The sequence below is a fragment of the Gluconacetobacter entanii genome, assembly GCF_013155425.1.
GTDB classification, from domain to species: domain Bacteria; phylum Pseudomonadota; class Alphaproteobacteria; order Acetobacterales; family Acetobacteraceae; genus Novacetimonas; species Novacetimonas entanii.
In genome coordinates, this window is sequence record NZ_JABJWD010000073.1 from 37,180 (window position 1) to 60,816 (window position 23,637).

35 protein-coding genes and 1 tRNA gene are annotated in these 23,637 nt (G+C 61.5%); 14 read left to right on the forward strand and 22 right to left on the reverse strand.

Annotated features, from left to right (window positions below):
• Position 1 precedes the first annotated feature (1 nt).
• From HNH97_RS12995 to HNH97_RS13020, 6 genes are read right to left on the reverse strand one after another with little or no spacing between them, the layout of a single operon-like run.
• Positions 2-799 carry a TatD family hydrolase gene (locus HNH97_RS12995; protein WP_171791158.1) on the reverse strand — a complete coding sequence of 266 codons (798 nt, stop codon included), beginning with the start codon at positions 797-799 and terminating at the stop codon, positions 2-4.
• Positions 799-2,337 (reverse strand): methionine--tRNA ligase, encoded by a 1,539-nt coding sequence (gene metG / locus HNH97_RS13000; RefSeq protein WP_171791159.1) that lies wholly within the window; start codon positions 2,335-2,337, stop codon positions 799-801. Before metG ends, HNH97_RS12995 begins: the two co-directional genes overlap by 1 nt.
• A complete protein-coding gene (locus tag HNH97_RS13005; RefSeq protein ID WP_171791160.1) occupies positions 2,334-3,302 on the reverse strand; it encodes a DNA polymerase III subunit delta' in 969 nt (322 codons plus the stop codon). The genes metG and HNH97_RS13005 overlap by 4 nt, the downstream gene beginning before the upstream one ends.
• Entirely contained in the window at positions 3,299-3,949 is a 651-nt protein-coding gene (tmk, locus tag HNH97_RS13010; RefSeq protein ID WP_171791161.1) for a dTMP kinase, read from the reverse strand. Before tmk ends, HNH97_RS13005 begins: the two co-directional genes overlap by 4 nt.
• 4 nt (positions 3,950-3,953) lie before the next feature.
• Complete coding sequence (locus tag HNH97_RS13015; protein ID WP_233043057.1) at positions 3,954-5,213, reverse strand: D-alanyl-D-alanine carboxypeptidase family protein; 1,260 nt, start codon at positions 5,211-5,213, stop codon at positions 3,954-3,956.
• 29 nt (positions 5,214-5,242) lie between these two features.
• Positions 5,243-6,232, reverse strand: coding sequence for a lytic murein transglycosylase (locus HNH97_RS13020; RefSeq protein ID WP_171791163.1), 990 nt, complete (start codon positions 6,230-6,232; stop codon positions 5,243-5,245).
• Positions 6,233-6,595: 363 nt separating this feature from the next.
• On the opposite strand from HNH97_RS13020, the gene HNH97_RS13025 reads away from it, so the two are divergent.
• Together HNH97_RS13025 and HNH97_RS13030 are read left to right on the forward strand one after the other, a co-directional pair.
• Positions 6,596-7,171: a DedA family protein gene (locus HNH97_RS13025; protein ID WP_110912563.1), complete on the forward strand. Its 576-nt coding sequence runs from the start codon at positions 6,596-6,598 to the stop codon at positions 7,169-7,171.
• Positions 7,168-8,259, forward strand: coding sequence for an ATP-grasp domain-containing protein (locus tag HNH97_RS13030; RefSeq protein WP_110912564.1), 1,092 nt, complete (start codon positions 7,168-7,170; stop codon positions 8,257-8,259). Before HNH97_RS13025 ends, HNH97_RS13030 begins: the two co-directional genes overlap by 4 nt.
• 78 nt (positions 8,260-8,337) lie before the next feature.
• Here the strand turns inward: HNH97_RS13030 and HNH97_RS13035 are convergent, their stop codons facing one another.
• The gene (locus HNH97_RS13035; RefSeq protein WP_110912565.1) at positions 8,338-8,802 is read right to left on the reverse strand and encodes an MlaD family protein; all 465 of its coding nucleotides are present in this window, start codon (positions 8,800-8,802) and stop codon (positions 8,338-8,340) included.
• A 93-nt stretch (positions 8,803-8,895) separates the two neighbouring features.
• Between HNH97_RS13035 and HNH97_RS13040 the strand changes: the two genes are divergently transcribed.
• Positions 8,896-9,738: an undecaprenyl-diphosphate phosphatase gene (locus HNH97_RS13040; RefSeq protein ID WP_110912566.1), complete on the forward strand. Its 843-nt coding sequence runs from the start codon at positions 8,896-8,898 to the stop codon at positions 9,736-9,738.
• Between the two features lie 9 nt (positions 9,739-9,747).
• A complete protein-coding gene (locus HNH97_RS13045) occupies positions 9,748-10,515 on the forward strand; it encodes a GDSL-type esterase/lipase family protein (RefSeq protein ID WP_265176117.1) in 768 nt (255 codons plus the stop codon).
• On the opposite strand, the gene HNH97_RS13050 is transcribed toward HNH97_RS13045, so the two are convergent.
• Positions 10,497-11,726 (reverse strand): mechanosensitive ion channel family protein, encoded by a 1,230-nt coding sequence (locus HNH97_RS13050; RefSeq protein ID WP_110912568.1) that lies wholly within the window; start codon positions 11,724-11,726, stop codon positions 10,497-10,499. The two genes, HNH97_RS13045 and HNH97_RS13050, sit on opposite strands and share 19 nt — an antisense overlap.
• Before the next feature lie 166 nt (positions 11,727-11,892).
• Between HNH97_RS13050 and HNH97_RS13055 the strand changes: the two genes are divergently transcribed.
• Positions 11,893-11,967 (forward strand) — tRNA-Met (locus HNH97_RS13055).
• Positions 11,968-12,035: 68 nt separating this feature from the next.
• On the opposite strand, the gene HNH97_RS13060 is transcribed toward HNH97_RS13055, so the two are convergent.
• From HNH97_RS13060 to HNH97_RS13110, 11 genes are all read right to left on the reverse strand, one after another.
• Positions 12,036-13,145, reverse strand: a complete 1,110-nt coding sequence (locus HNH97_RS13060; protein ID WP_171791164.1) for a tyrosine-type recombinase/integrase — start codon at positions 13,143-13,145, stop codon at positions 12,036-12,038.
• A complete protein-coding gene (locus HNH97_RS17980) occupies positions 13,117-13,386 on the reverse strand; it encodes a helix-turn-helix transcriptional regulator (protein WP_244949439.1) in 270 nt (89 codons plus the stop codon). The genes HNH97_RS13060 and HNH97_RS17980 overlap by 29 nt, the downstream gene beginning before the upstream one ends.
• 35 nt (positions 13,387-13,421) lie before the next feature.
• Positions 13,422-13,667, reverse strand: coding sequence for a hypothetical protein (locus HNH97_RS13070; protein ID WP_171791166.1), 246 nt, complete (start codon positions 13,665-13,667; stop codon positions 13,422-13,424).
• On the reverse strand, positions 13,664-13,816 hold the full coding sequence (locus tag HNH97_RS13075) for a hypothetical protein (RefSeq protein WP_171791167.1): 153 nt from the start codon (positions 13,814-13,816) through the stop codon (positions 13,664-13,666). The genes HNH97_RS13070 and HNH97_RS13075 overlap by 4 nt, the downstream gene beginning before the upstream one ends.
• Positions 13,813-13,950, reverse strand: coding sequence for a hypothetical protein (locus HNH97_RS13080; protein WP_171791168.1), 138 nt, complete (start codon positions 13,948-13,950; stop codon positions 13,813-13,815). Before HNH97_RS13080 ends, HNH97_RS13075 begins: the two co-directional genes overlap by 4 nt.
• The gene (locus HNH97_RS13085; RefSeq protein WP_171791169.1) at positions 13,947-14,249 is read right to left on the reverse strand and encodes a hypothetical protein; all 303 of its coding nucleotides are present in this window, start codon (positions 14,247-14,249) and stop codon (positions 13,947-13,949) included. The genes HNH97_RS13080 and HNH97_RS13085 overlap by 4 nt, the downstream gene beginning before the upstream one ends.
• The gene (locus HNH97_RS13090) at positions 14,246-14,533 is read right to left on the reverse strand and encodes a hypothetical protein (RefSeq protein ID WP_171791170.1); all 288 of its coding nucleotides are present in this window, start codon (positions 14,531-14,533) and stop codon (positions 14,246-14,248) included. The genes HNH97_RS13085 and HNH97_RS13090 overlap by 4 nt, the downstream gene beginning before the upstream one ends.
• Before the next feature lie 184 nt (positions 14,534-14,717).
• Positions 14,718-15,251, reverse strand: coding sequence for a hypothetical protein (locus HNH97_RS13095; protein ID WP_171791171.1), 534 nt, complete (start codon positions 15,249-15,251; stop codon positions 14,718-14,720).
• A gap of 60 nt (positions 15,252-15,311) precedes the next feature.
• Entirely contained in the window at positions 15,312-15,599 is a 288-nt protein-coding gene (locus HNH97_RS13100; RefSeq protein WP_171791172.1) for a hypothetical protein, read from the reverse strand.
• 92 nt (positions 15,600-15,691) lie between these two features.
• Entirely contained in the window at positions 15,692-16,072 is a 381-nt protein-coding gene (locus tag HNH97_RS13105) for a helix-turn-helix domain-containing protein (RefSeq protein WP_110912848.1), read from the reverse strand.
• Positions 16,073-16,383: 311 nt separating this feature from the next.
• Positions 16,384-17,103 carry a DUF4145 domain-containing protein gene (locus HNH97_RS13110; protein ID WP_171791173.1) on the reverse strand — a complete coding sequence of 240 codons (720 nt, stop codon included), beginning with the start codon at positions 17,101-17,103 and terminating at the stop codon, positions 16,384-16,386.
• On the opposite strand from HNH97_RS13110, the gene HNH97_RS13115 reads away from it, so the two are divergent.
• Both HNH97_RS13115 and HNH97_RS13120 read left to right on the forward strand, forming a co-directional pair.
• Positions 17,102-17,305, forward strand: coding sequence for a hypothetical protein (locus HNH97_RS13115; RefSeq protein ID WP_171791174.1), 204 nt, complete (start codon positions 17,102-17,104; stop codon positions 17,303-17,305). The genes HNH97_RS13110 and HNH97_RS13115 overlap by 2 nt on opposite strands.
• Complete coding sequence (locus tag HNH97_RS13120) at positions 17,302-17,886, forward strand: hypothetical protein (protein WP_171791175.1); 585 nt, start codon at positions 17,302-17,304, stop codon at positions 17,884-17,886. The genes HNH97_RS13115 and HNH97_RS13120 overlap by 4 nt, the downstream gene beginning before the upstream one ends.
• Here HNH97_RS13120 and HNH97_RS13125 read toward each other — a convergent pair.
• Entirely contained in the window at positions 17,883-18,092 is a 210-nt protein-coding gene (locus tag HNH97_RS13125; RefSeq protein WP_171791176.1) for a hypothetical protein, read from the reverse strand. The two genes, HNH97_RS13120 and HNH97_RS13125, sit on opposite strands and share 4 nt — an antisense overlap.
• A 425-nt stretch (positions 18,093-18,517) precedes the next feature.
• Between HNH97_RS13125 and HNH97_RS13130 the strand changes: the two genes are divergently transcribed.
• Genes HNH97_RS13130 through HNH97_RS13140 form a run of 3 tightly spaced genes read left to right on the forward strand, consistent with a single transcriptional unit; the run spans position 18,518 to position 19,524 of the window.
• Positions 18,518-18,730 (forward strand): hypothetical protein, encoded by a 213-nt coding sequence (locus tag HNH97_RS13130; protein ID WP_171791177.1) that lies wholly within the window; start codon positions 18,518-18,520, stop codon positions 18,728-18,730.
• On the forward strand, positions 18,727-18,930 hold the full coding sequence (locus HNH97_RS13135; RefSeq protein ID WP_171791178.1) for a hypothetical protein: 204 nt from the start codon (positions 18,727-18,729) through the stop codon (positions 18,928-18,930). The genes HNH97_RS13130 and HNH97_RS13135 overlap by 4 nt, the downstream gene beginning before the upstream one ends.
• A gap of 30 nt (positions 18,931-18,960) precedes the next feature.
• On the forward strand, positions 18,961-19,524 hold the full coding sequence (locus tag HNH97_RS13140) for a TRM11 family methyltransferase (protein WP_171791179.1): 564 nt from the start codon (positions 18,961-18,963) through the stop codon (positions 19,522-19,524).
• A 343-nt stretch (positions 19,525-19,867) separates the two neighbouring features.
• On the opposite strand, the gene HNH97_RS13145 is transcribed toward HNH97_RS13140, so the two are convergent.
• Positions 19,868-20,512 (reverse strand): hypothetical protein, encoded by a 645-nt coding sequence (locus tag HNH97_RS13145; RefSeq protein WP_171791180.1) that lies wholly within the window; start codon positions 20,510-20,512, stop codon positions 19,868-19,870.
• Positions 20,513-20,608: 96 nt separating this feature from the next.
• Between HNH97_RS13145 and HNH97_RS13150 the strand changes: the two genes are divergently transcribed.
• The gene (locus tag HNH97_RS13150; RefSeq protein ID WP_244949440.1) at positions 20,609-21,412 is read left to right on the forward strand and encodes a hypothetical protein; all 804 of its coding nucleotides are present in this window, start codon (positions 20,609-20,611) and stop codon (positions 21,410-21,412) included.
• Between the two features lie 128 nt (positions 21,413-21,540).
• Positions 21,541-21,930 (forward strand): hypothetical protein, encoded by a 390-nt coding sequence (locus HNH97_RS13155; protein ID WP_171791181.1) that lies wholly within the window; start codon positions 21,541-21,543, stop codon positions 21,928-21,930.
• Between the two features lie 9 nt (positions 21,931-21,939).
• Here the strand turns inward: HNH97_RS13155 and HNH97_RS13160 are convergent, their stop codons facing one another.
• Positions 21,940-22,245 (reverse strand): hypothetical protein, encoded by a 306-nt coding sequence (locus tag HNH97_RS13160; RefSeq protein WP_171791182.1) that lies wholly within the window; start codon positions 22,243-22,245, stop codon positions 21,940-21,942.
• A 54-nt stretch (positions 22,246-22,299) separates the two neighbouring features.
• On the opposite strand from HNH97_RS13160, the gene HNH97_RS13165 reads away from it, so the two are divergent.
• Both HNH97_RS13165 and HNH97_RS13170 read left to right on the forward strand, forming a co-directional pair.
• Positions 22,300-22,587, forward strand: coding sequence for a hypothetical protein (locus HNH97_RS13165; RefSeq protein ID WP_171791183.1), 288 nt, complete (start codon positions 22,300-22,302; stop codon positions 22,585-22,587).
• A gap of 148 nt (positions 22,588-22,735) precedes the next feature.
• Positions 22,736-23,611, forward strand: coding sequence for a tyrosine-type recombinase/integrase (locus HNH97_RS13170; protein ID WP_171791184.1), 876 nt, complete (start codon positions 22,736-22,738; stop codon positions 23,609-23,611).
• The last annotated feature ends 26 nt before the right edge of the window (positions 23,612-23,637 follow it).

Consider the following 23,637-nt stretch of genomic DNA (forward strand, 5'->3'; position numbering starts at 1 on the left):
CTCAGGCCGCCCTGGTGAACAGGCGGTGGAAATTGGCGGTGGTCAACGCGGCGAATGCGTCATCCTCCATTCCCCGCAATTCAGCCACGACACGCGCCGTATGCGCGACATAGCCCGGTTCGTTGCGCTTGCCCCGCTTTGGCACGGGGGCCAGGAACGGGGCATCCGTCTCCACCAGAAGCCGTTCGGCCGGGACCTCCGCCGCGACCGCGCGCACCGATTCCGCACGTCCGAAGGTCGCAATGCCGGAGAAACTGATATACCCGCCAAGTTCGACCGCCGTGCGCGCCAGTTCCGGACCGGAGGAAAAGCAGTGGACGAGGAACGGGAACGCGCCCTTTTCCTCATGCTCGTGGCGCAGGATGGACATCATGTCCTCATCCGCGTCACGGGTATGGATCACCAGCGGCAGGCCCGTCTGCCGCGCCGCATCGATATGGGCGCGGAAACTCTCCTGCTGGCGGGGGCGGATTTCAGGCTTGCCGTGGAAATAGTCCAGACCGCTTTCGCCGATCCCGATGACGCAATCCTCATGCGTCTGGGCGATGATGTCACCTGCCGTCGTGGCGGGCGTTTCATCCACATGGTCGGGATGGGTCCCCACCGTGCACCAGACGCGCACATTATCGGAATCAAAGCCGGCAAGCCGCTTCTGCTCCGCCGCGCGGGACAGGCGCGTGCCGATCGTGACAAGCCCGCTGACCCCTGCCGCGCGGGCGCGCGACAGGAGATCCGGCAGTTCCTCGTCCGAAAAATGGTCGAGGTGGCAGTGGGAGTCCGTAAGGCCCGTGCGCGCCATCACTGGGCTTCCGGCTCGACAAAGCGGGGGAACACGCCCTTGGGCGCGGGCAGCGCCCGACCCGCCGGAAGGGGGGTGTCAAGGGCTGCGAAATTGCGCTCCGTCGCCTCCACGCCCAACTGGGTCAGCATGGCGTCCATGCTGCCGGGCATGTAGGGCTGGAGCACGGTGGCGACGGTGCGCAGCACATCGGCCAGCACGCGCAGCACGTCGGCCATCCGCTGCGGGTCGGTCTTTTTCAGCGCCCACGGGGCCTGATGGTCGATATAGGCATTGCTGGCGCGGATCACCTTCCACACTTCCTCCAGCGCATCCGTCAGCGCCTGGCGGTCGATCTGCCCATGCATGATGTCCGGCAGCAGGCTGGCCTGCGCCAGCAGTGCGGTATCCTCCGCCGTGGGGGTGCCGCGTTCGGGCAGCATGCCGCCACAGTTGCGCGCGATCTGCGACAGGGTGCGCTGCGCAAGGTTGCCGAGGTCGTTGGCGAGTTCGACATTCATGCGCGTGATGATGGCCTTGCGATTGATGTCGCTATCGCCGCCAAACGGCATTTCACGCATCAGGAAGAAGCGGACCGGATCAAGGCCGAATTCCGCCACAAGGTCGCGCGGGTCAAGCACGTTGCCCAGCGACTTGCTCATCTTCTGCCCCGCGATGGTCCACCACCCATGGGAGAACACACGGTCAGGCAGCGGCAGCCCCGCCCCCATCAGCAGCGCGGGCCAGTAGATGGCATGGAAGCGCAGGATGTCCTTGCCCACCAGATGCAGGTTCGGCGGCCAGAAGTCCCATCGCGGCGCGCTTTCATCGGGATAGCCCACGGCGGAGAGGTAATTGGCCAGCGCATCGACCCAGACATACATCACATGCTTCGGGTCGCCCGGCACGGGGATGCCCCAGTTGAAGCTGGTCCTGCTGATGGACAGGTCACGCAGGCCGCCGCGTACGAAGCTGATGACCTCGTTACGGCGGCTTGAGGGTTCCACGAATCCCGGATGGGTTTCGTAGAGTTCCAGAAGCCTGTCCTGAAATTTGGACAGGCTGAAGAAATAGGACGGCTCCTTCACCCATTCCACCGGCGCGCCGGTAGGCGCCGTGCGCGTGCCGTCAGGTCCGGTGACCAGTTCTTCTTCCTGATAGAAACATTCGTCGCGCAGCGCGTACCATCCCTCATATGCGCCGAGGTAGATATGGCCGTTTTCCTCCAGCTTCTTCCACAATGCCGACGCCCCCGCAGCATGGCGGGGTTCCGTCGTGCGGATGAAGTCATCATAGGAGATGGCCATCTTGTCATACATGTCACGGAAGTCCGCTGCGACACGGTTGGCCAGTTCGACCGGGGCCACGCCCGCGGCCTGTGCCGCCTGCTCCACTTTCTGTCCATGCTCGTCAGTGCCGGTCAGGAAGAAGACGTCAAAACCCGCCAGCCGCTTGAAACGCGCGATCACATCCGCCGCGACGGAGGTATAGGCGTGTCCGATATGGGGCGCCCCATTCACATAATAGATCGGTGTCGTGACGTAATAGCGCCGTGTCATATTGCATTCACCCGCGCAAGCGCCGAAAGGAGCGCCTGCTGCTTATCCAGATTGAAATTTTCGCACTCCGCGCGCAGCCGGACCAGATCCTGCCATGCGCCCGCCATGCGTTCGGGGCGTGTATCGCGTGGCTGCCCTTCGTGCCATGGTCCGTTGAGGAGTTCACGTGTCCTTACCGATATGGCATCGCACAGCAGATCGAAAAAGACCGGAAAGCCATTTTCCGATTCCATGATGCGGCCCGCGATACGATAGGCCTCCATGCCATGGGCCTGTCCCTGCATCACCTCTTCCACCAGCCCATACAGCTTCAGCGCGTCCTTCTGCAGCAGTGACAGCGCCCGCCCCGCAGAGCCGTGCGACAGCGCGATGACCTTTTCGATATCCTCCCCGCCATAGCCGTCCTCCACGATGTCCGTCAGGACCGCGCGCAGTTCGTGCGGCGGCAGCGGGGCAAGGTCCAGCGTGCGGCAACGGCTGCGGATGGTCGGCAGCAGGCGCCCCGGCGCGGCGCAGGTCAGGATCAGGATCGCGCCCGTGGGCGGTTCCTCCAGGATTTTCAGGATGGCGTTCGCGGCCGTGCGGTTCATGTATTCCGCGCCATCGACGATCACGACCCGCCATCCACCCTCGGCCGCGGTGCGGCGCAGGAAAGCGCCGATCGGACGCACGTCATCACCGACGATTTCGCGGCGCTGGCGACGGGTCTTTTCATCCACGCTGCGTCCGACCACCAGCAGGTCCGCATGTGTCCCGGCGGTGACGCGCCGGCCGACCGCGCTGCCATGGTCCTGCGCGTTGAGCAGGGCGCGCGCCATCATGAACGCCATCGTCGCCTTGCCGATCCCTTCGACCCCGGTCAGCAGCCAGGCGTGATGCAGGCGGCCCGAGTGCATCACCGATACGAACTGCTGCCATGCCGCCCCGTGCCCGTGCAGGCGTGTGCGTTCGCGCAGGGTGGTCATGTTCCCTCCTGCGGCATCGGCAGGCGGGTTGTGACATGGCCCGCGATGACCCGCGCCAGGATATCGGGCGGCAGGGTCGCATCGAGCGTGATGCATCGATCCGGTTCGTGCCGGGCGATGGCGGCAAAGCCTTCGGCCACGCGGGCATGGAACGCCTCGGTCGCGGCTTCGTAACGGTCGGGACGGTTGCCGCGCGCGCGCAGGCGTTCACGCGCCACGGTGCGGGGGATATCAAGGATGAAGGTCAGGTCGGGGACCACACCCGTCTGCTGGCGCAGCGACGCGATGAGGGCGAGGATATCGTGATCCCCTGCCCCCCTGCCATATCCCTGGTAGGCTTCGGTGGAATCGGTGAAGCGGTCGGAAATGACGATCTTCCCCGCCTCCAGCGCGGGACGGATCAGGTGATCGACATGGTCGTAGCGCGCGCTGAAATGCATCAGTGTCTCGGCGCGCAGCGACAGGTCGTGTTTTCCGAACAGCAGCAGGTCGCGTATGGCCTCGGCCCCCGGCGTGCCACCGGGTTCGCGTGTCATGACGACACGCCCTGATGGCACGATGGTGGCCAGATGCTGTTGCAGCAGGCGGACCTGTGTCGATTTTCCGGCCCCTTCCCCCCCTTCGAACGTAATGAACATTCCCGCCATGGGTTCAGTGATGCCCCAGCTTCTGTCCCAGCACGGCGGAGGCCCGGCCGAACAGGCCAAGCCGCGCCACGTCGGCGCCCGCCACCAGCGGCACCGTGATGTCGGCCAGTCCGGTGTTCGAGATCACAAGCTGCCCCAGTGGCTGCCCCGTCACGATTGGCGCGGGTACCGGGCTTTTGTAATCCAGTACGACATGCACGCGGTTCTGCCATCCGTGCGGCAGCGTCAGCAGCACGTCGCGCGTGACCACCAGCGGCACGGTCGGGGCATGGCCCAGCCAGACCGGGGCGTTGTCGATGACCGCGCCGTTATGCGTCAGCGTGGCGTTCTCGAAATTGACGAAGCCCCATTCCAGCAACCGCTCCCCCTCGAACGCGCGGGCGTTGCTGGATGGCAGGCCGTTGATGGCCATGACGATCCGGTTCCCGTTGCGTTCCGAACTGGCGCACAGGCCGTATCCGCCCGCGTCCGTGTGGCCGGTCTTCAGCCCGTCGGCAATGCCCTTGACCACCAGCGCGTTGCGGTTTTCCTGCGAAATCTTGTTATAGCGAAACCCTTTTTCCGCAAAGAAATGGTAATATTCGGGGAAATCGTGAATCAGGTGCATGGCGATGGTGGTGACGTCGCGCGCGGACATGTAATGCCCGTCGGCGGGCCAGCCAGTCGCGTTCATGAAATGCGAGTTGGCCATGCCAAGCTGCGCCGCCTGTGCGTTCATCAGGGAAACGAACTGGGATTCCGAACCGGCCACCCCTTCGGCAAGGACGATGCACGCATCATTGCCCGACTGGATCACCATTCCCTGGATCAGGTCGGAAACCAGTACCTCCCCCTGCAGGGGGACGAACATCTTCGACCCCTGCATCCGCCATGCCTTTTCACTGACCGGCAGGGACTGGTCGAGTTTCAGCCGTCCCGCACGCAGCATCCCGAAAACGACATAGGCCGTCATCATCTTCGTCAGCGATGACGGCGGCATGCGTTCATCAGCTGCCTTTTCCAGCAGTACCGCCCCGGTGGTGTAATCCACGATGCATGCCCATCGCGCGGGCGTATCGACCGGCCCGATCAGGCTGTTGGCGGGGGACGCGGGTACGGCGGACGCATCCGCACCCGCGTTCGCGGGGGCTGCCCCGGCCGGCGCGGGGCGGTGCCTGCGCGCGGCCAGTGCCCGTCCCGCAGGCAGCAGCGCAAGCGCGCTGGCCGCGCCCGACAGGATCGCGCGACGTGTGGGATTACGGCCCGGCGCGGCGGCCCGAAGCATGTCTGTGCGAAGCGGTGCGTGTCCTGATGTCATGTAATCTCGTTACCCAGAAGCCCTACGGCCAGTGCATAGAAATCCGACGGATTGTAGCGGCGGATTGCGTTAAAATTACGATAGACCATGAAGGATTCGCCCCCCACCCCATCGGGGCGCAGGATCGCGCCACGCATGTCCGTGCGGGGGAATGCGCTGCCATCGACCTGCCGCACCCCGGCGTTCATCCATTCCTGCAATGTCCTGCTCTGCGCACGGCCCAGCATGGACTGGGGCAGCGTGTCGGGCACCGTGACCTGCTGTCCCCATGGTTCGTCGCTGACCCATCCCGACTGCGAAAGGTAGCTGGCGATGGAGCCGAAGACATCGGCGGTGGAATGCCAGATGTCACGCCGCCCGTCGCCATCCATGTCCACGGCATAGCGCAGGTAGGCGCTGGGCATGAACTGCGGCTGTCCCATGGCGCCCGCGTAACTGCCGATCATCTGTTCGGGCGCGATATCCCCCATCCCGAGGATGCGCAGCGCCTTCATGAGTTCGTCGTGAAAGAATTTGGCCCGTCGCCCGTCATAGGCCAGCGTGCACAGCGCATCGATGACGCCAAACGTGCCCATATGCGCGCCATAGCCGGATTCCAGCCCCCATATGCCCGCGATGGCCGCCTGCGCCACGTTGTAGCGTGTCAGCGCCTGGTCCAGCAGCGCGCGCTGCGCCATGACGGCCGTGCGACCGTCCGATATCTTGCGCGCGGTAATGACGCGCTGGCGGTACTGGGCCCAGGTCAGGTGGAATTCCGGCTGCGTGCGGTCCAGCCTGATGACCTGCGCATTGGGGGTGGACAGGTTCAGGGCCCGCTGGAGGATCCCGGCATCAATCCCCTGCCGAATCGCATCCTCGCGCACGCCCGCGACGAACGTGGCATAGTCCTGTGCACGCGCGCGGGCGCTGCGTGGACGCAGGACGGATGTCATGGCCCCGGTGGACAGGGTGGCGGCGGACAGCAGGAATGCGCGACGTACAAGCATTGTGATGCTCTGCCACGGAGGCGGGGTGGTTTCAATCCTCGACGCCCCATTGGGGACTGTTTCTGCCGTGCGCTGTGGCGGGGGGACACAATCGGATAACAACTTCGGGTTTGTCCGTATCGTCGAAGCATGCAACAAGGTCGCCACGGCACGGTTATATGCAGGGGCCGTTGTTGCGGGGACGCGCGGGGGCCGCGCAGGGGGCGGTATTGCCCTGCCTGCCGTCTGTCGCCTGCGATATGCCGCGTCATGTCGTTTCCGTGGCGTGCATGGCCCGCATCGCGCATGAGTTGAAAGAGGCTTGTCAGTTATTGGTCACACTCCCCCCCCTTTTCCTGTCATGCGTGCGTTAGCGGGCCGGAGATGTCCTTATCCCTGACTTCCATCCTTGCCGCGGCAGGTGCCTCCCCCCTGTTGCAGGGGCTGGCCATCATCGTAGGCACGTTCATTCTGGAGGACGCGGCGACAATCGTGACCGCCATGCAGGTGCAGACGGGACATGTCGATCTGCCGGTGGCGCTGGTGGCGCTGTATATCGGCATCGTGGTGGGGGATATCGGGCTTTACGGGCTTGGCTATCTTGCCGCGTGCTGGCCGCCTGCGCGCCGGTGGGTCACGCTGCCGAATGTGGAGCATGAAGGCCACTGGTTCGACCGCAACGTCTTTCGCATCGTCTTCATCAGCAGGTTCATCCCCGGCGCGCGCCTGCCGCTCTATACCGCCTGTGGTTTCTTCCGTGCGCGTCTCGGCCTGTTCTGTGTCGCCGCCGTGCTGGCGACACTGATCTGGACGACGCTGCTGTTCGCCGTTTCCCTGCGTGTCGGACAGTTCCTGATTTCCCACCTGGGGACCTGGAAATGGCTGGGGCTGGCGGGATTCATCGTGACCATCTTCCTCATCAGCCGTACCATTGCCCGATTGCAAGGCCAATCCCGATGACCGACATGTCCACCCTCTCCGCTCCCGCCCGTCCTGAAAAGGCGCCCTCCCCCCTGTCCATGTTCGAATTCTGGCCGGGGTGGATCTTCTATACCCCGGTGGTGATGTACTGGATCATCATGGGCCTGCGCTATCGCGACGTCAGCCTGCCCACCGCCGCCAACCCGCGTATCGAGACCGGCGGCCTGTGCGGGGAGAGCAAGAGTTCGATCCTCAACATGGCGGGAGAGACCGCGCGCCGCTGGATCGCGCCCTATACAATGGTGGAAACCGGGCGCAACGACACCGCCCGCGCCCTGCAGGCGATGGAACATGCGGGCCTGTCCTTTCCCGTGGTGCTCAAGCCCGACATCGGCTGCAACGGCACCGGGGTCAAGCTGGTGGGCGATGCCGCGGCGCTGACGCAGGCGCTGGCCGCATTCCCGCGCCGTGTCTCGCTGATGCTGCAGCGCCTCATCCCCTATTCATACGAAGTCGGGATTTTCTATATCCGCCACCCTGACGAGGCGCATGGACGCATCACCTCCATGACTTACAAGGAGGTGCCGGTCCTTGTCGGCGACGGGCGCTCCACGGTGGAGGAACTGCTGCATGCGGACCCGCGCACCCGCCTGGTGCCCCAGATCTATGTCCCGCGCCTGCGTGAACGTCTGGCACAGGTGCCTGCCGCGGGCGAGACCCTGCCCCTCGTCTTTACCGGCAATCATTGCAAGGGGGCGATTTTCCATAACTGCACGGCCGATGTGACGCCCGAACTCGAAGCGCGGATCGACGGGATCATGCACGATATTCCCGATTTCCATTTCGGGCGTATCGACGTGAAGGCCGAATCCGCAGCCTCGCTGCTGCGGGGGGAGAAATTCGAGATCATCGAGATCAATGGCGTGGGTTCCGAAGCCACCCATATCTGGGATTCGCGCACGACCCTGCGTGAAGCCTATGCCGCGCAGTTCATGCATTATCGTGAAACATTCCGCATCGGTGCGAAGAAACGCAGCGCGGGATGGAAGCCCAGTGGCGCGATGACCATGCTGCGCTGCTGGCTGCGTCAGCGCAGGCTGCTGTCGTCCTATCCCATGAACGACTGAACGGCCTTCCGGCGGGGCTGCCTTTTCAACGAAGCACTATTGCGTGACGCTTCCTCATGATTCCCGTTCGCGGAGGGGTCATGAAGGATCGGAAGGCAGCCCGCCATTGCCAAAGATGTAATTGCTGACCTGCTGTTCCAGGCTGACAGGTTCATGGGTGTCGGTAATGACGGCGTTGGGGGCCAGCGCTGTCGTGCTGTCGCCCGCGCGCACCATCAGCGCCATGTCGGCCGTCAGTGACGGACTGCCGATGGAAAGGCTTGTATTCGCAGGAAGGTTGACGGCACGATCCACGGTGAAGCCCACATTCGCCATATAGGTGGTGGGATCCAGTGTGATGGAGGTGACGCGCCCGACCGAGACCCCGCCCAGTTCGACATCCGCGCCCACCTTGAGCCCGTTTGCGGAAATGAACCGCGCCGTCAGCGGGCGCCCTGCCGTATCCGGCCCCATCTGGGAGGCGCGGGCATAGGCACAGAACCCCGCAGCCACCAGCAGCACCAGGCCGCTGGAAATGATCGCGCCGCTTCTTTCCCTTGCCATGACGGTCCTTTGCCCATTTATGTATCGCGGCGATGGCACCGGCCATCGCACCCAGACGTTGTACCAGTCTAATTCGCCACGGATATCCCGACAATGACACTCCTGCAGGCAATCATCATTGCAATCATCCAGGGGGCGACCGAACTGTTCCCTGTCAGCAGCCTTGGGCATGCCGCCATCGTGCCCGCACTCCTGCACTGGTCGGTGGACCTGCATGGGGACATGTTCCTGCCGTTTCTGGTCATGCTGCATCTGGGAACCGCCACTGCCCTGCTGCTGTTTTTCTGGGGGGACTGGCGTGCCCTGCTGTCGGGGGCGTCGGGGCGCGATGGTGTGCAGCGGCAGATCGAAAGCGTGCGCATCTTCATCCTGCTCGGTGTTGCGACCGTGCCGGCGGTGATCGTCGGGGGCCTGTTTGAACACATGATCCGCCACCTGTTCGGTACCGCGCGCTATGCGGCGATTTTCCTGACGCTGAATGGTGCGATGCTGCTGTTGACGGAACGTATCAAGGGGCGCGGGACCGACAGCGTGCTGGGCCGCCCCATCGCCTCTCTGGGCATGGGGGAAGCCGTCATGATCGGCCTGTGCCAGTGCCTTGCATTCTTCCCCGGCATTTCCCGGTCCGGCGCCTGTATCGTCGGCGGCCTGCTCAGTCGGCTGTCGCATGAAAATGCGGCGCGTTTTTCGTTCCTGATGGCGCAGCCGGTCATCCTGATGGCCACGGTCAAGGAAGCGTTCGAGATGCGGCATGTCACGCTGGAACCCGGACAACTGGAAACAGCCGGTATTGCGGCGGTCGTGGCCGCCATTGTCGCGCTGTTCAGTACCGCCATCCTGATGCGGTATTTCCATGACCATGAAAAATGGGCGCTGCAGCCTTTTGGCTATTACTGTATCGCCATGGGGGTCTTTTCGTTCATCTATCTGGGCTGAGGAAGGGGCGTGCCGATATTGCAGGAGCATGACGTCAACCCGGCCATTCGTGCCGTCCCGCGCATGGAGGTCGCGTGGTGGCGGGAACGGTTTTGGCACAAGCAGCGTCATATCCGCCATGACATCAGTGATCTGGTCTGGTTCGGGGATTCCATCACCCATAACTGGGAACGCCGGGGGCCACCGGCATGGCAGGACTTTGCCCCGGTGTGGCAGGCATATTATGGCGACCGCCGGGCGCTCAACCTCGGGTTTCGTGGGGATGACACGCGAAACCTCCTGTGGCGCATGGAACATGGCGAACTGGAATTCCGCCGGGCCCCGCGCGTTTTTGTCGTGCTGATCGGGGTCAACAACCTCGGGCATCTCCGGCAATGCGCAGGACAGGCCGCAGGCGGAATCCGCCGCATTGTCGAACGCATACACCGCACCTTCCCCGACAGCGCCATCCTCCTGCCCGGTATCCTGCCCTCGCTACGCTCCGCATGGGTCACATCGCAGACACTTACGCTGAACCGGATGTTGCGTGCCTTTGCCGCCGTGCGTGGGCGGTGGCTGCATTACGTTGACCTTGCCGGGTGCCTGCAAACGGATGGCAGGGTTGATGCGGACCTGTTCATGGATCCGCTTTTGTCGCCGCCTGCCCTGCCGCTGCATCCGATCGCCATGGCGCAGGCGCGGATCGCACGGTGTCTGGAACCCCTCATATGCGGGCTGCTGGGCGATTACCCGCACCATTTCCCGTCCCGTCCGGCGGCTTATTGGGGCGCTCCCTGACCCTGCCCCTGTGTGCCGGGGGCGGATGTTCCGCCCTGCCCCGGCCCGTGATAGGCCCCCGGGGGCGGCCGGTCGATCGGGGGGGAGAGCATCATGCCCTCATGCATGCCCCCCTGCCCCGAGGCCGAGGTGACATAGGCCAGGCGTTCGCGCGGCAGGGCCTCGGGGCATTCATCGCGCAGGAAGGCGATGATCTGTTCACGTATTTCGCACCGCAGGTCCCAGCTTTGCATCGCGGAGCGCGCGCTGGCTATGACGCGGATGGTCATGACCTGCGCATTGCAGTCCGCGACCTGCACGTCGAATACCTTTCCGTCCCACAGCGGGGCCGCATGCACGATTTCGCGCAGGCGTTCGCGGATGCGGTCCATCGGCGCATGGAAGTCCACATACAGGAACACCACGCCGATCAGGGCCGCGGAATTATGGGTCCAGTTCTGGAACGTGTTTTCAAGGAAGTATGAAATCGGCACGATATGCCGCCGCCAGTCCCACACCCGCAGCACGACATAGGTGGAGGTGATTTCCTCCACCCAGGCCCAGTCGCCGTTGATGATGATCAGATCCTCCATGCGGATGGGCTGTGTCATGGCGATCTGCATGCCCGCGAACAGGTTGGTCAGCAGCGGGCGCGCCGCCAGACCCACCACAAGCGACGCCGCACCGGCGGAGGCAAACAGGCTCAGCCCGTACTGGCGCACCGGCTCGAACGTCATGAGCGAGGCGCCAACCGTCAGCAGCCCGATCAGCAGGTCGGCCGTCCGGCGCAGCATGCGCACCTGCGTCATGTGCGTGCGCAGCAGGATGTCATCCTTGTCGTTCTTGTCATTGATCCGGGCGAGGTACGCCTCCGACAGGATGCGCGTGGCGACGACCGCGGCATATCCCAGCATCAGCACGAACAGCACCAGCAGCGTGTGCGTCGTGGCCTGGATCATTTCATAAGGCAGGCCGGATGCCGGCAGCGCCGTGCCGACAAACAGCACGACCAGCATGATGCGCACCGGGCGCTGCATGGCCATGGTGAAGGTGCGGATGAACGCGCCGCGTTTCTGGCCCGGGATTCGCAGGACGAGTTTTGTGAAAAAGCGGCTGAAAAGTTCCGCCATCAGGCCGGCGGCACAGAGCATGAGGATGGAGGAGACGGGTCCAGGTAACCACCCGAAAAGATTTTTTAGGTCAGTAAGTACGGTAATGAATTCGTTTTTCACGAATGAATCTCAGCTTCTCTCTTATATATCCGGGGGTATGCCACGCATATCGTGCACGCAGCGGCAATGCGACCCTGCGGCCTGAATTCTTTTACAGGAGAATCATGGCGATAACGGGTTGACTTCTCCCTTCGGTGGGGATATTTCGCACACATCCTAACGCGATGGCGGCGTAGCTCAGCGGTAGAGCAGGGGAATCATAATCCCTTGGTCGGCGGTTCAAATCCGTCCGCCGCTACCATCCGCGTTAGGATTGTTTCCCAAAGACTTAGCGACATGAACCGGCCTCCTCTGGCAGTGGTATGCTAGTCACGATTTATCCCCCCTATCAAAAACGCTAGTCACTCCCCTCGCCTGCCGCTTCTCATCAAGCGCGCGACTGGACAGCTTTGCAATGGCGTTGACCGCCCTCGTCTTCTGCTCTGCGTGCCGCACATAGACGCTGACGGATGCGGCAGACGTGTGTCCTGTGATCGACATGATCTCCCGTTCCGTGCACCCCGTTTCAGCCAGCCACGATGCCGCCGTCGCGCGCAATCCGTGCCAGACGACGCCACGCAGGCCCGCAGACCGGATTGCCTTACTGACAGCGGTTTGAAACGAGCTGAGTTCCCACGGCTTCCCAATACTGGACGTTAGAATCGTTTTGGCCGTCCGCAGGGTCAATTCCCGTTCAAGGACCGCCTTCAGTTCCGGGTGGCATGGGATCCAGACCCGCGCGCCAGTTTTTTCCTGCACGACCGCAATAACGTCTCCATCAAATGCGTCCCAGGTCATGGCCACCTGGTCAATGCCGCGCTGCCCTGTTCCCAGGGCCAGCAGCAGCGGCAAACGAAACTCGGGTTTTTCGCGCAGAAATGTCTGAATTTCGTCGCGCGTCCACGCCCGATAGCCCGGCCCGGTCTTCAACCGCTTGGGTCGCAGGGCCGGATTGTCCGTCCGCATGCCTATTTCCATGGCATACCCCATGAGAATCGACAACACCGTCACGGTCTTATTGGCGCGCCGTGGGCTGGGTATCGGTTCGTCGCCGTCCTGTTTCCCGAGGCGGAACGCGTACCTGTCACGGACAAGCCGTACGGCCTGACGATCAAGTTCTGACACCAGAGCATTCCCGAAATCATCCTCTAACGGGCCGAGGAACTTCTCGTAGTCCTTCCTGGTGCTGGGCTTGAGCTGTGCCCACTCGGGGGATGATCGATAGCGCGCGATCAGTTCACACAGGCTGCCTGACCTTATGCTGCGGCGCGGCGCATCATTCGCCTCGAAACGCTCATGGATCGTCTGATAGGACTGGAAGAACTCCGGGCTGCCGATTTCGCCCGATATGCGCAGCCTGATTCCGTCCCGCCGGTAATAGGCATATTTCCTGCGACGGGACTGGTAGGTGTTAACGTAAGGCAGAACGACGTTGGCCACTGATTTTCCCTGCAGCCTGTGCCGCTGCTTCCCATGAATTCTGTGTCTGTTTCGGTTGGGTCGGACCGGGCGCTGACTGCCCTTTGATCCTGTCCATCCATGCATCCAGTTCTTCGATGAACCAGACGACGCGCCGACCCGAAATGTGATGCGGTTTGGGGGCGCGGCCCTCGGCAACTTCCTTGCGCAGGGTCGTCACACTGATGCCCCCCACATAGGACGCGGCGAGTTCCTCGCTCATCCCGCGTGGCCAGTTTGGCAATCGTGATGCGCTTTTCACGACGTTTCTCCTGCATTGCTCTGGTCTGTCCATGCCATTGTCCCGCGCGCCAGTGCGACCCTGCGCCCGTCGCGCATCACGGTGCTGCCCCGGAATGCGATCCGGCATGGACTGCCATCTTCCTTCACCAAACCGACAAACTGTCCGTTGCCGGTGCCGTGGATCTCGACGTCATAGATTTCCCGGCCGAACGACAGTCCCGTGAACAGGGACGGGTCATTCCTTTCGCGATGTCCGGTCATGCTGCCGTCCCCTCCCCACTCCTGACCGGACGTTCCGTATGGACCCGCCGCGGCGATGGCTGGCCTGCCTGCTGCGTCGCGGTCGCGACAGGGGCTGTGCGCAAGGCCGCGATATATTCGACGAGGTCGAGTTGCTGTGCTTCGATCATGGCAGGCACCCCACAAATAGCAGTACCAGCCCGCCCCAGATCAGGGAGAACAGCAGGGCGTAGGCCGCGACCTCCTCGGTCGTCGGCAGGTGATCGCGCAGGCGTTCGACCTGCCGGTCGGACAGCGGGCTCATGGCGTGGCCTCCTGCTTCGGATGCCTGATGGCGATGATATACGGGGACAGGTGCGGACTGATGTCCGCAGTCATGTCGATCCCAAGATCGGTCAGCTCAACCACGATGTCTGCGGCTTGCCTGCCCAGAATGGGCAGGACGTCAGATCCGCGCAATGCAGCGATAACGCCACCAGAACTGAAATGCGTCCAAAGAGGAAAACGGCAATGAGGAAATTCGGCTGCCTCTTCGAACGCCTTCATGGCGCATTTAAACATGTCACGCAGGGCCTGAACCTTTTCCAGATCATCAAGCCTCATGACCGGACCTTTCCCTCGTTGCGGCGCGCCCAGTTCTGGGCCTCGATCTCCGGTCCTTCCGCATGGAATGCGCCCATGACCAGGTCCTCCAGATCCCGCATGCGGGCGTCAGCCTGGCGGGCGTGGGACCGCGCGATGCCGTGTGCCCCTGCCGCGCGGTAGTCCTTGACCGTCAGGAAATACATCCGGAACTGGGAATGCAGGTTGATCGCGGCAGCCTGAGCAGCCTGCGGCAGTCGGGCGATCAGATCACCGGCGGGCACGGGCGTGAAATCGTGGGTCATGCCGCACCTCCCATACACACGGCATGAGCAGCAGGCAGCCGGGGAAGGCTGTTGTCAGCCTTCCCCCCGCCTTCCATCATCGGGCTGTTCAACGACTCGATGAGGAAACCAATGGCAAAAGCACCAGCGCCACCGCGCCCGACCCCGCGACCAAAGCCGAACGAACAGGGCGGTATCGTGCCGCCTATCGTAAGGTAATCAGACCTGCCCAGATGGCGGCGAAGATTACGGAAATGACCAGAAGCACAAAGGCGATGGTCGTGACCCAACCGAACATGGTCATCGCCTTGTGGTTTTTCGTCAGATCCTGATCGATCCGTAGGGCAAGCGCCTCTCGCGCCTCCAACTCCGACGCGCAGGGCGTCTTTCCGTCCGTGGTCATATCCATGACTTGTTCCGCGAATTCGCCGGGGATGCCCCATTTGCGGGGCCATACGATGATGCAGGCCATTATCGCAGCCAAAGCCGACAGTGCCGCGGGAATGACAAGTGCGCGATACTGGTACTGCGTGGACGCGGCGACGAATGCCGCCGTCAGCGTCATGCCCCAGCCAATGGCGGAAATGGCCCGCGTGATATGCTTGTTCCACAGGTCCATCTGCGCAGCCTGCCGCATTTCGGCAAGCCGCTGCGCTTCCTTCGCCAGGAACAGACGCAAGCCGTTCCCCGCGACTTCCCCGACCTCGATCTCCTGCGGCTGAGATGGCTGCGTCGTCATGGGGACCTCCATTGCTGATGCGCGGTATAGCATGCTCGCCCTGGGCAATTACAGCATTGGTCATGCCGCACCTCGCCCGGTCAGGAGCAGGCGGCTGGCGGCCTGATGCTGTGCGAGGCGGGCGAGCTGTGCTTCCTCCTCGACGATCATGCTTTCGAGGTGGGCCATGGCCGCGCGGATGGCGCGGCGTTCGGACATCAGCAGGACAATGCCGTCGCATGCCTGCTGCGGCAGGATGCTGCGCAATGCGTGGGCGGCGGCCTGTCGGTGGTTGACGGCGGCCTGCAGGGCATCGGGGCGCACTGGCGGCGCGCTCGTGCCTCTGGGATTGAGAATAGCGATTGACACGAAAAAACCTCCATCGCGGGTGGCGATGGAGGAACGTTAGCGTTGCTAATGAAACTGTGGCAAGGGAAAAGTTAGCAATGCTAACCCGATGCCTATTTTTTCTGTAACGATGCCGCCATCCCTTTTAGGGCAGCGAGCAAAATAGCGTGCTGGTCCATAGGCACTTCGCGTAGCAAGGTAAGGAGTTCGAGTTCATTTTTAGTTTGTGCACGGGCGAGTTCATCGGGCTCATTTCCTGTCAGCAACCACGTGGTGGTCGTACCTAAAGCCATTGCAAGAGCCTCAAATCTCTTGGGTTTTGCTGTTGCCCGCCCAGTCTCATATTGGGTTACGGCATTGCCTGTTACACCAATCATGCCCCCAAGTTCTTCAGCCGTGAACCCCAAAAGTTCCCTTTTCGTTCGTATCCGTGTCCCAATGGCTAGAGCGCGAGGGTCTGGCTGCCTAGGTTTGGATTTGGGTTTTTCATTCATGCTCAACGCTTAACCAGCCATCTTAACGCTGCATCCTTAATTTTCTTGCGCTGCATCGTTAGCATTGCTAACCATCTACTCATGCGAGACCGTATCCTCGAAGAAATTTTTCAGCGTAGAGGCGCTGTCACCAAAATTGCTGCCGCATGCGGCATCAGTACCGCTGCTGTCTCAAAGTGGCGGCGCGTGCCCAAGCGTCGTGTGCAAATTGTTTCGAGTTTGGTCGGCAGGCCGCCTGCTGATCTACGTCCGGATATGTTCGGATCGACGCTAGAGATTGAACAGCAGGGGGCAGCATGATGTCTGCCATCTCATTCAGTATCTGGCGCGGGCAACGCAGGAATGGCTTTCGAGCCATCCTTCTTTCTTTCCGCAGCGGCTTCCTTCGCCTTGGCGACCGCAGCAGGAAGTTCGAAGAGGTATTTCATGATCATGCGTGTGATCTCGGCAACTTCTTCGGCATCCTCCCGGGGGACCACCGTGGGCATATGGGCAGGTTCGTTGGCGATTGTGCGCACGGTATGTGCCCATTCCCGCAGTGCTGGTGTGATCTTGTGTTCCTTCTCAAGCCGATCGATGCGGTCAATCAACTTGAGACGCTTTGCCCTGCCGGAGGCGCACAGTTCCTTGGTCGCCACATCCAGCGCCGTGCGATAGGCCACACAGGCCGCGCGAAAACATTTCGCCAGCCGCACTTCTTCTGCCTCCAGAAGAAGACTGTGAACATCTGGCGGAAGGTAGCGGGGAATATTCGGGCGTGGTTGTTCGGGACATGTTTCGATGACCTCAACCAGACTACTAATCGATCCATCTCCACGGACAGTATTGATCATTGTTTCCCAAGCCCGCGGGGAGAGTGGCCTGACCAGAAAAGCAATGAAGCGCCGACAGTGCGTATTCAGGCACTGAGCCGCACCTGTTTGCACGGCCTGCGGCGTTGGGGCCTCTTCCGCAACGGTGCTCATGCCGACGATTTCAAAATTCGTCCTTTTCTCCAAGCAAAACGGGCACTCAAGGGCAATTCTTACCATGTCTGATTATTCCACTACTCAAGCTCAAGATGCGATGGCGATTGCTGAACGTAGCATCCGCCGCGACATGTCCGCGAATTCTCCGGCGGAACGGACCGAACGGCTGACCCGCTCGTATTTCGATACGCGGCCCGAGGGCCGCGATGCGTTCGCAATGGTGCTGATTGCCCGTGTTGCCATGACTGGTCGGGGGGCAGCATGACGGTACGTCAAATCATCGCCCGCACAATCGCCAACCTGCGCACGGCGCGGAGCAGATTGCGTCTTTCGCAGCAGGACAGGCCTGCCCGTCCCGTCGATCCGACGAAGGTCACGCGGGGTTGGTTGGGAAAGGGTCTGCTCACCGCCGAAGAATGGCGGTCCGGAAAGGCTGCAGGCACGCGGAAAGCTCCGGCATCCGTGCGCGAGACCGTGTCCGGGCAGGGTGGCGTTAGCGGGTTTTCCAGCTTCACGCCGCCGCTTGCGCCTGTCCAGCGGGACCAACTGGTCGAAGACCTGCTGGCCATCGTCACGGTGCTGAAGCGCAAACGGCGCGATTGCGCTGATGTCGTGGAATATGGCCCTGCTGTCATTGCCCAGAGCAGGGCGACAGGCTCTGACCTTGATATGGAGATCGAGAGGGTGATGGCAGCAATCCATCAGGTTGCCCCCGGCACTCCCGAGCCTGCCCCCTATGAAGCTGACCGCTCCGTCCGTGAGCAGTTGGAAGCAAATTTCATTTCCAACGCGCTTTTCAAAAGCTTCAGGGCCAGAAAACGCCCGATCGATCAATCGGGTAGCTAGGAACGGCTCGGAAAATGATGCCCGAACGATCCTGCGATGTGTTTCATCAGGTCCGTGCCTTTGGTGCGTGTGCTCAGGTTGAGCAGCATGTTGCCAATATCGAGTTGCGCCTCCTTGGAAAGGTGCGGCATCGCGGCTTCGATCATGCCGTTCAGCACAAAGATCAGGTCGGCGACTTCCGGGCTCATTTTGACGTCGTCGGACAAAGCGAATCCTCCATGGTGTGTGTTGCAACAACCATGGTGGGCCAAGCGGGCTGGTCGGGCAATCGACCGGCCCGCAAGGGCGCTCGTGCGCCCGCGCGACAGACATACGCGCCGCGTGCTCCCGCCTATGCGGTCGAGCCGGTGCGCTCCCCAGTTTCCCCACTGCTACAGGAACAGAGACATCATGGATTATGATTTCATGGATGCCGGACAAAAGACCAGGCTGTGGTGCCTGCAGGCGGCAATCGAGGCGCCATATGGAAAACTCGGCGCCTATCGCGATCTGACTGGCGCCATCATCAATCGTGCGGACAGGTTTCATGAATACGTCCTGCGCGGCAAGCCACCAGTGACAGAGGCAATCCCGGTTTGCGGGCCGGATGCCGGTCCGGGCACTCCCGATAGCGAACAGGCATCGCCTACGCATGTCCATGATGATGAGGACATGGGAGGCGCAGGCCCGCGCCGATCTGGCGGCAGACCAGCGGGCGTTTGCCATGATTTTCGAGGAAAACCGCGATTACGGGCAGGCCCGGCGGCGCTGGGCCGAGGAAGCGGCGCGGCTGGGACGTCCGACGGCGGACCTGAAACTGGACGCGTATCTGGCGGCCTATCGCCCGGTGGAGCAGGCAGCATGAAACGGCGGTTTCGCAAAGGGGCGCGGGAGGTCATCCTGTATGCCGAGGCACTGGGCTACACCTACTCGATCACCGGGCACAACACCCTGCGGTTCTGCCATTCATCAGCGCAGAAACCGGTTTTCGGATCAGCCCAGACAGGCGATCCGCGCGGCCTGAAAAACCTGCGCGCGGAACTGCGTCGGGCGCTGGCGTCGTGAACGCCCATTCGGGCTACGACCGGGTTGCCGATGACTGGTATGTCGAGCCGCCGTGGGCCGTGGGCCGTGGATGCCCTGATCACGGCCGAGGCAACGGTACGCCCCCTGCACGGCCGGGTGCTGGATCCGTGCTGTGGCGCGGGGAACGTGCCGACGCAGTTGGCGGGCGTCGAGGACGTCATCCCCATCGGGACCGACCTGCGACCGCGCAGGCCGGATATCGCGACGATGGATTTCCGCGACAGCCTGCGCCAGTTCCGCCCCGACAGCGTCGTGTCCAATCCCCCCTACAACCAGGCGCAGGAGTTTATCGAGGTCGCCCTGCTGCACACGTGGGATCGCGTGTGCGTCGTGCTGCGGCTGGGGTTTCTGGCGGGGCAGAAGCGCCGCGCGTGGTGGCCCCAGACCTGTTTTGCGCGGCTGTGGGTGTCGAGCGTGCGCATGAACATGCCACCGGGCGACCGCGCCGTGGCGGGGAAAGGTGGCACGGTCGATTACGCCTGGTTCGTGTTCGAGCGTGGATATCGCGGCCCCCCGATTGTCGGCTGGCTGCCGGATGTCGGTCGGAATCGACGAAGGCGGAGTGCGGATTAAGCGTTGAGAGTTCAATCCTACAGCCTATTAAGGCGTATCATCAGTTAGTCCCGATGATAGCAGAGATAAGCTGTACAGCCCTGCCGCTGACATGATCTATATGACTCGGCAAAATAAATATCCTTTATCCATTCCGACTAACTACCGCTCAGATCATGCTGCCGCATTCACATCTCTCCCTCAAAAAAGAGAAGGCGTCACAGATTAGATACAAGTACAAGCCTCATGTGACACCCAGCGCTAACTGACGATATGCTACAGGTCTGATCAGAAAAAACAGACTGCATCGTGCTCGTCACAAACAGCTACGCTGTCCGTCTAGTCATTCAAGGCCCAACAAATCCTAATCTTCAGGGAGCATCATCGTAACAGGAAACGGCAGAAATTCTATTTTATGCTTACTGTAATCTGCAAGCATATTATAGAAGCTGTCCGCATGGTGCGGCTTCGTGAGCAACATAGGAATAATGAAGTCTCCAGAATACTTATAATTAGTATCAATTTTATTTATAGATTCATTAGGAAGCTTATATTCAATATGGATGCTTGTCGGAAATTGTTTCTCGTTCGTTGTTATGAAGTATTCTTTCTTCTTAACTGTCATATATTTAAATATAAATCTATCTCCACTTGTATCAGAGAAAGAAAGCGTAGAAAAATATATTTTTCCTTCGCTATCTGAGGCGATATTTTCATCGCTGAGATTTATATCCTTATATGTGCTATCGCCTTTAATGCAGTCATAAAACCCTTGGTCTAGAACATATCCGTCAGTTTCTTCCTCATGCTTTACCCACTGAGGAAAAAACTTATTCCATGCATTAACTGCATTCTTACGATCTTCTCCCTGCACCATATCAGGAATGCCAGTTATAGCCAAAGAGGTATACTGGTCGCTGATACTCATATTAGCGGGTGATTCAGCATGTGCGATAGTTGCCGATGATACACTGGCTAAAAATATAAACAATCCAGATGAAAGACGCATGATAAGTTTCCAATTTCTATTATGATATCGCTAATATCTCAATCATTTACCGTTGTCTAATCTCCACACTGTAAGAGCAGATTTGGAAAGTCACGTATGAGCGTTGCTAGCAATGTAGCAGATTTTCGATTCACGACTGGAAGGCTTATTGACGACAGAGCAAAAGCGTACCGTCCGATTTTTTTCCGAAAAATCTTCTATTTCAGCGCATTCTTGGCTGTTTTGACTGTAAAACGGGTCTATACTGTTTCCCAATTCCCAGCCGCTGTTCGCCCGCCTTCCACCGACTGGGTGGCATTGCAAAGGCACGGACATGCCGGGATCTACCAAACTGAAAGGCCCCGCGTGTCAGTCGCAGCGCTTTCCGGCCGTCGGACCCGTCAGTCCGCACATTCTCGTCCAGCGCCGCGTGATCGCGGTGTTGTCCCCTCGCCCGAACGCCTGGCCCATGGCGATCTGGCGGATGTTTCTGTCAAACTCAAACCGGACGGTCCATCGACCGAGGTGCTGCGCACGTGCGCGGGCCTGTACGGCCTGCGCCGTTCCGGGAAAATTACCGACGGCCAGGTCGGCTATGCCCAGATGTGGGCGGTCGATTACGAGATCGGCGTCCTGGGCGGCAGCGACCCGGAAATAGAGCGCGGCGCAAAACGGGGCGACATTCATGACGCCATGATCGGTCGCATGGGATCTGCCGCGCGCCGGGACTATATCCGCCAGCGCATCGGCGCGCGCGGCGAGCAGCTGCTGGTGCTGCTGATGATCGACGGGCTGTCGTTGATGGATATGGCAGCCAGACTGAAACAGGACCGGCGCAGCACCGCTGGCGTGCTGTGTTTCCTGCTGGAGCAACTGGAGGAACATTACGACGAGATGCCGGGAACATTATGGAAGGGTTGACGTGCCCACCAATTTAAGACAAACATAGCAAACTATCGTTATGCGTGGGTCCAGAGAATGGACGCCACGCTTTTTTTATGCCCGGACGGGCATTCCCAAAATCGAGTCATCTGATGAAACCATCGCCGATGCTGACGCGCGGCGACGTTGTCGTGCGTGGAAATCGCCAGGGCATCGTCGTGACCGTGACGGAAACGCGCGTCCTGATCGTGCCCATCGTCTGGGGCACGGCGCGCCTTCACCGGGCGGACGTCGTGCCGATCGCGTGGGAGGCGATGCTCTCCTTGCGCGGCGCGATCATCCATTGTGGCCAGTGGACGTGGGTTGATGCCAGTCAGCAGAAACGCGTTGGCCAGGTGTGCGTGCAGACGATGCAGGCGGTCATGGCCGCGATGCGGCGCGAGGCCGAGGCACGCCAGACCGAACGCCTGCCCGCCGGACTCGTCCGTTCGACGCTGGCGTTCGGCCCGGTGATGGGCAGTCGCGGGCGTCGCGTCGGCGCGCCGTCGCTGGGATGATACGCAGAATTATCGTCTTGTGAGTCGTTCGCCGTCTTCTGCCGGGATCGCACCGGAGAAGCCGCGAGCCATGCGGCGCACGCCTTTGCCGCCCCGAGCCGATGGCATATCAGATTGATTTCCCGGACAAGCGAAAGCCGCCGGTGCGCGAACACCGACGGCCTTCTGTTTCACCCCCTGCACGGACCAGAGGATGAAGGTGACGAAGCATAGCAGAGACTCGCTAAAAATGAATCTCCATTCGATGGAAATCCATGGCCGCCTGCCCGCTCCTGTGTGGTGGGCTGTCTCATTTGCGATTGTCGTGATTGCCATCAGCATCCTGCTGGGCGTGCTCGGTCATTATGGTGCGTATGGAGCAGTGCGATAATGACCGATAGCATTGGCGGTACGCCCCCTGTTCCGGTCAAATATCTGGAGGCTGTCGCCGACCAGAAGGCCGGGGTCGTCAGTCATGGACCGCTGCGGCGCTTTCGTTTCATGGCGCGCCGCCCGGATGGAATGAGCATCATTTTCCCAGTGATGGCGTCGTCCAGTCAGGATGCCGCCGAGCGGGCGCATGCGTGTTGCGACCGGAATGGCTTTCGGGATCCGGGGCGCGTGGTTGGGAACCGGAGCGCATATGACCGTGCCAGCGCGATGGTTTCGGTGCCCTGAAACCGGGATCATAACCCGGTCTTATGTGACAGCCCTGCGGCGGCAGGGCGGGACATAACTCCTACAGACCCCGGAAATCAGGGACATAACTGTAGTTATGCCCCGTTTTTCGACGGTCGTTTTCGGGTCAATAATCTAGGCGTTTCAAATGGTTAGTGGAGATCGTGCCCGATCGCCCGCCACGATGGCCCCGTCTGCCCGCAATATCTCGGCGGATGAAATGCTCATCCGGTCGTGGCTCCACAACCGGAGTGACAACACCCGCGATGCCTATGGGCGCGACGCCCGCGCGTTCCTCGCCTTCACCGGCAAGACGCTGGGCGAGGTCGTGCTGGCGGACCTGCAGCTATGGTTCGATAGTCTGGAATGTGCGGACGCCACGCGTCGGCGGAAACTGGCCGCCATCAAGTCGCTGCTGTCGTTCGGCGTACGGCTGGGGATGCTGCCTTCTGACGTGGGCGCGGCGTTCCGCATGGAACGCGGACGCGACACGCTGCATGAGCGCATCCTGACACAGGAGGACGTCGCCCGCATGATCGACGGGGAGGATGATCCCCGCAAGCGGGCGTTCCTGCGTGTCCTGTATGTCATGGGGCTTCGTCTTCGTGAGGCATGTGGCCTCACGTGGCGGAGCATGACCCGCCGCCAGCAAGGCGGCATTGCCACTGTCCACGGCAAAGGGGGCAAGACCCGTTCGGTCCTGGTGCCCGCCAAGCTGTGGAAAGAGCTCGTGGCGCTGCGCGTTGATAACCGGCCTGACGGGCCGGTGGTCCCCGGCCACGATGGTGGCCCTCTTCACGCAAAGGCGGGGGACCGCATCGTGAAGAGGGCCGCGAAGCGAGCGGGGCTGTCCCCTGCCGTATCGGCACACTGGCTACGACATGCCTGCGCATCGCACGCGCAGGACCGGGGCGCGCCGCCCCATGTCGTGCAGGCCACGCTGGGACATGCCTCGCTCGCCACCACGACACGATACAGCCACGTCCGCGAGGGTGACGGCGCTGGCAAATATCTGGACCCGTAGCGCACGGCGCGCAGGTCCCCTCACCC

Excerpts from the sequence above, each read along its gene's own strand:
- HNH97_RS13090 (WP_171791170.1), bottom strand. The coding sequence starts at position 14,533 with ATGACCCACGATTTCACGCCCGTGCCCGCCGGTGATCTGATCGCCCGA.
- HNH97_RS13150 (WP_244949440.1), top strand. The coding sequence starts at position 20,609 with ATGAGCGTTGCTAGCAATGTAGCAGATTTTCGATTCACGACTGGAAGG.
- HNH97_RS17980 (WP_244949439.1), bottom strand. The coding sequence starts at position 13,386 with ATGAGCGAGGAACTCGCCGCGTCCTATGTGGGGGGCATCAGTGTGACG.
- HNH97_RS13135 (WP_171791178.1), top strand. The coding sequence starts at position 18,727 with ATGAAACGGCGGTTTCGCAAAGGGGCGCGGGAGGTCATCCTGTATGCC.
- HNH97_RS13075 (WP_171791167.1), bottom strand. The coding sequence starts at position 13,816 with ATGATCGAAGCACAGCAACTCGACCTCGTCGAATATATCGCGGCCTTG.
- HNH97_RS13015 (WP_233043057.1), bottom strand. The coding sequence starts at position 5,213 with ATGCTTCGGGCCGCCGCGCCGGGCCGTAATCCCACACGTCGCGCGATC.
- tmk (WP_171791161.1), bottom strand. The coding sequence starts at position 3,949 with ATGGCGGGAATGTTCATTACGTTCGAAGGGGGGGAAGGGGCCGGAAAA.
- HNH97_RS13155 (WP_171791181.1), top strand. The coding sequence starts at position 21,541 with ATGCTGACGCGCGGCGACGTTGTCGTGCGTGGAAATCGCCAGGGCATC.
- HNH97_RS13165 (WP_171791183.1), top strand. The coding sequence starts at position 22,300 with ATGACCGATAGCATTGGCGGTACGCCCCCTGTTCCGGTCAAATATCTG.
- HNH97_RS13120 (WP_171791175.1), top strand. The coding sequence starts at position 17,302 with ATGACGGTACGTCAAATCATCGCCCGCACAATCGCCAACCTGCGCACG.
- HNH97_RS13025 (WP_110912563.1), top strand. The coding sequence starts at position 6,596 with ATGTCCTTATCCCTGACTTCCATCCTTGCCGCGGCAGGTGCCTCCCCC.
- HNH97_RS13140 (WP_171791179.1), top strand. The coding sequence starts at position 18,961 with ATGACTGGTATGTCGAGCCGCCGTGGGCCGTGGGCCGTGGATGCCCTG.
- HNH97_RS13130 (WP_171791177.1), top strand. The coding sequence starts at position 18,518 with ATGTCCATGATGATGAGGACATGGGAGGCGCAGGCCCGCGCCGATCTG.
- HNH97_RS13085 (WP_171791169.1), bottom strand. The coding sequence starts at position 14,249 with ATGAGGCTTGATGATCTGGAAAAGGTTCAGGCCCTGCGTGACATGTTT.
- HNH97_RS13035 (WP_110912565.1), bottom strand. The coding sequence starts at position 8,802 with ATGGCAAGGGAAAGAAGCGGCGCGATCATTTCCAGCGGCCTGGTGCTG.
- HNH97_RS13110 (WP_171791173.1), bottom strand. The coding sequence starts at position 17,103 with ATGGTAAGAATTGCCCTTGAGTGCCCGTTTTGCTTGGAGAAAAGGACG.
- HNH97_RS13040 (WP_110912566.1), top strand. The coding sequence starts at position 8,896 with ATGACACTCCTGCAGGCAATCATCATTGCAATCATCCAGGGGGCGACC.
- HNH97_RS12995 (WP_171791158.1), bottom strand. The coding sequence starts at position 799 with ATGGCGCGCACGGGCCTTACGGACTCCCACTGCCACCTCGACCATTTT.
- HNH97_RS13115 (WP_171791174.1), top strand. The coding sequence starts at position 17,102 with ATGTCTGATTATTCCACTACTCAAGCTCAAGATGCGATGGCGATTGCT.
- HNH97_RS13030 (WP_110912564.1), top strand. The coding sequence starts at position 7,168 with ATGACCGACATGTCCACCCTCTCCGCTCCCGCCCGTCCTGAAAAGGCG.
- HNH97_RS13145 (WP_171791180.1), bottom strand. The coding sequence starts at position 20,512 with ATGCGTCTTTCATCTGGATTGTTTATATTTTTAGCCAGTGTATCATCG.
- metG (WP_171791159.1), bottom strand. The coding sequence starts at position 2,337 with ATGACACGGCGCTATTACGTCACGACACCGATCTATTATGTGAATGGG.
- HNH97_RS13105 (WP_110912848.1), bottom strand. The coding sequence starts at position 16,072 with ATGAATGAAAAACCCAAATCCAAACCTAGGCAGCCAGACCCTCGCGCT.
- HNH97_RS13170 (WP_171791184.1), top strand. The coding sequence starts at position 22,736 with ATGGTTAGTGGAGATCGTGCCCGATCGCCCGCCACGATGGCCCCGTCT.
- HNH97_RS13080 (WP_171791168.1), bottom strand. The coding sequence starts at position 13,950 with ATGAGCCCGCTGTCCGACCGGCAGGTCGAACGCCTGCGCGATCACCTG.
- HNH97_RS13005 (WP_171791160.1), bottom strand. The coding sequence starts at position 3,302 with ATGACCACCCTGCGCGAACGCACACGCCTGCACGGGCACGGGGCGGCA.
- HNH97_RS13070 (WP_171791166.1), bottom strand. The coding sequence starts at position 13,667 with ATGACCGGACATCGCGAAAGGAATGACCCGTCCCTGTTCACGGGACTG.
- HNH97_RS13160 (WP_171791182.1), bottom strand. The coding sequence starts at position 22,245 with ATGGCAATCACGACAATCGCAAATGAGACAGCCCACCACACAGGAGCG.
- HNH97_RS13020 (WP_171791163.1), bottom strand. The coding sequence starts at position 6,232 with ATGCTTGTACGTCGCGCATTCCTGCTGTCCGCCGCCACCCTGTCCACC.
- HNH97_RS13095 (WP_171791171.1), bottom strand. The coding sequence starts at position 15,251 with ATGACGACGCAGCCATCTCAGCCGCAGGAGATCGAGGTCGGGGAAGTC.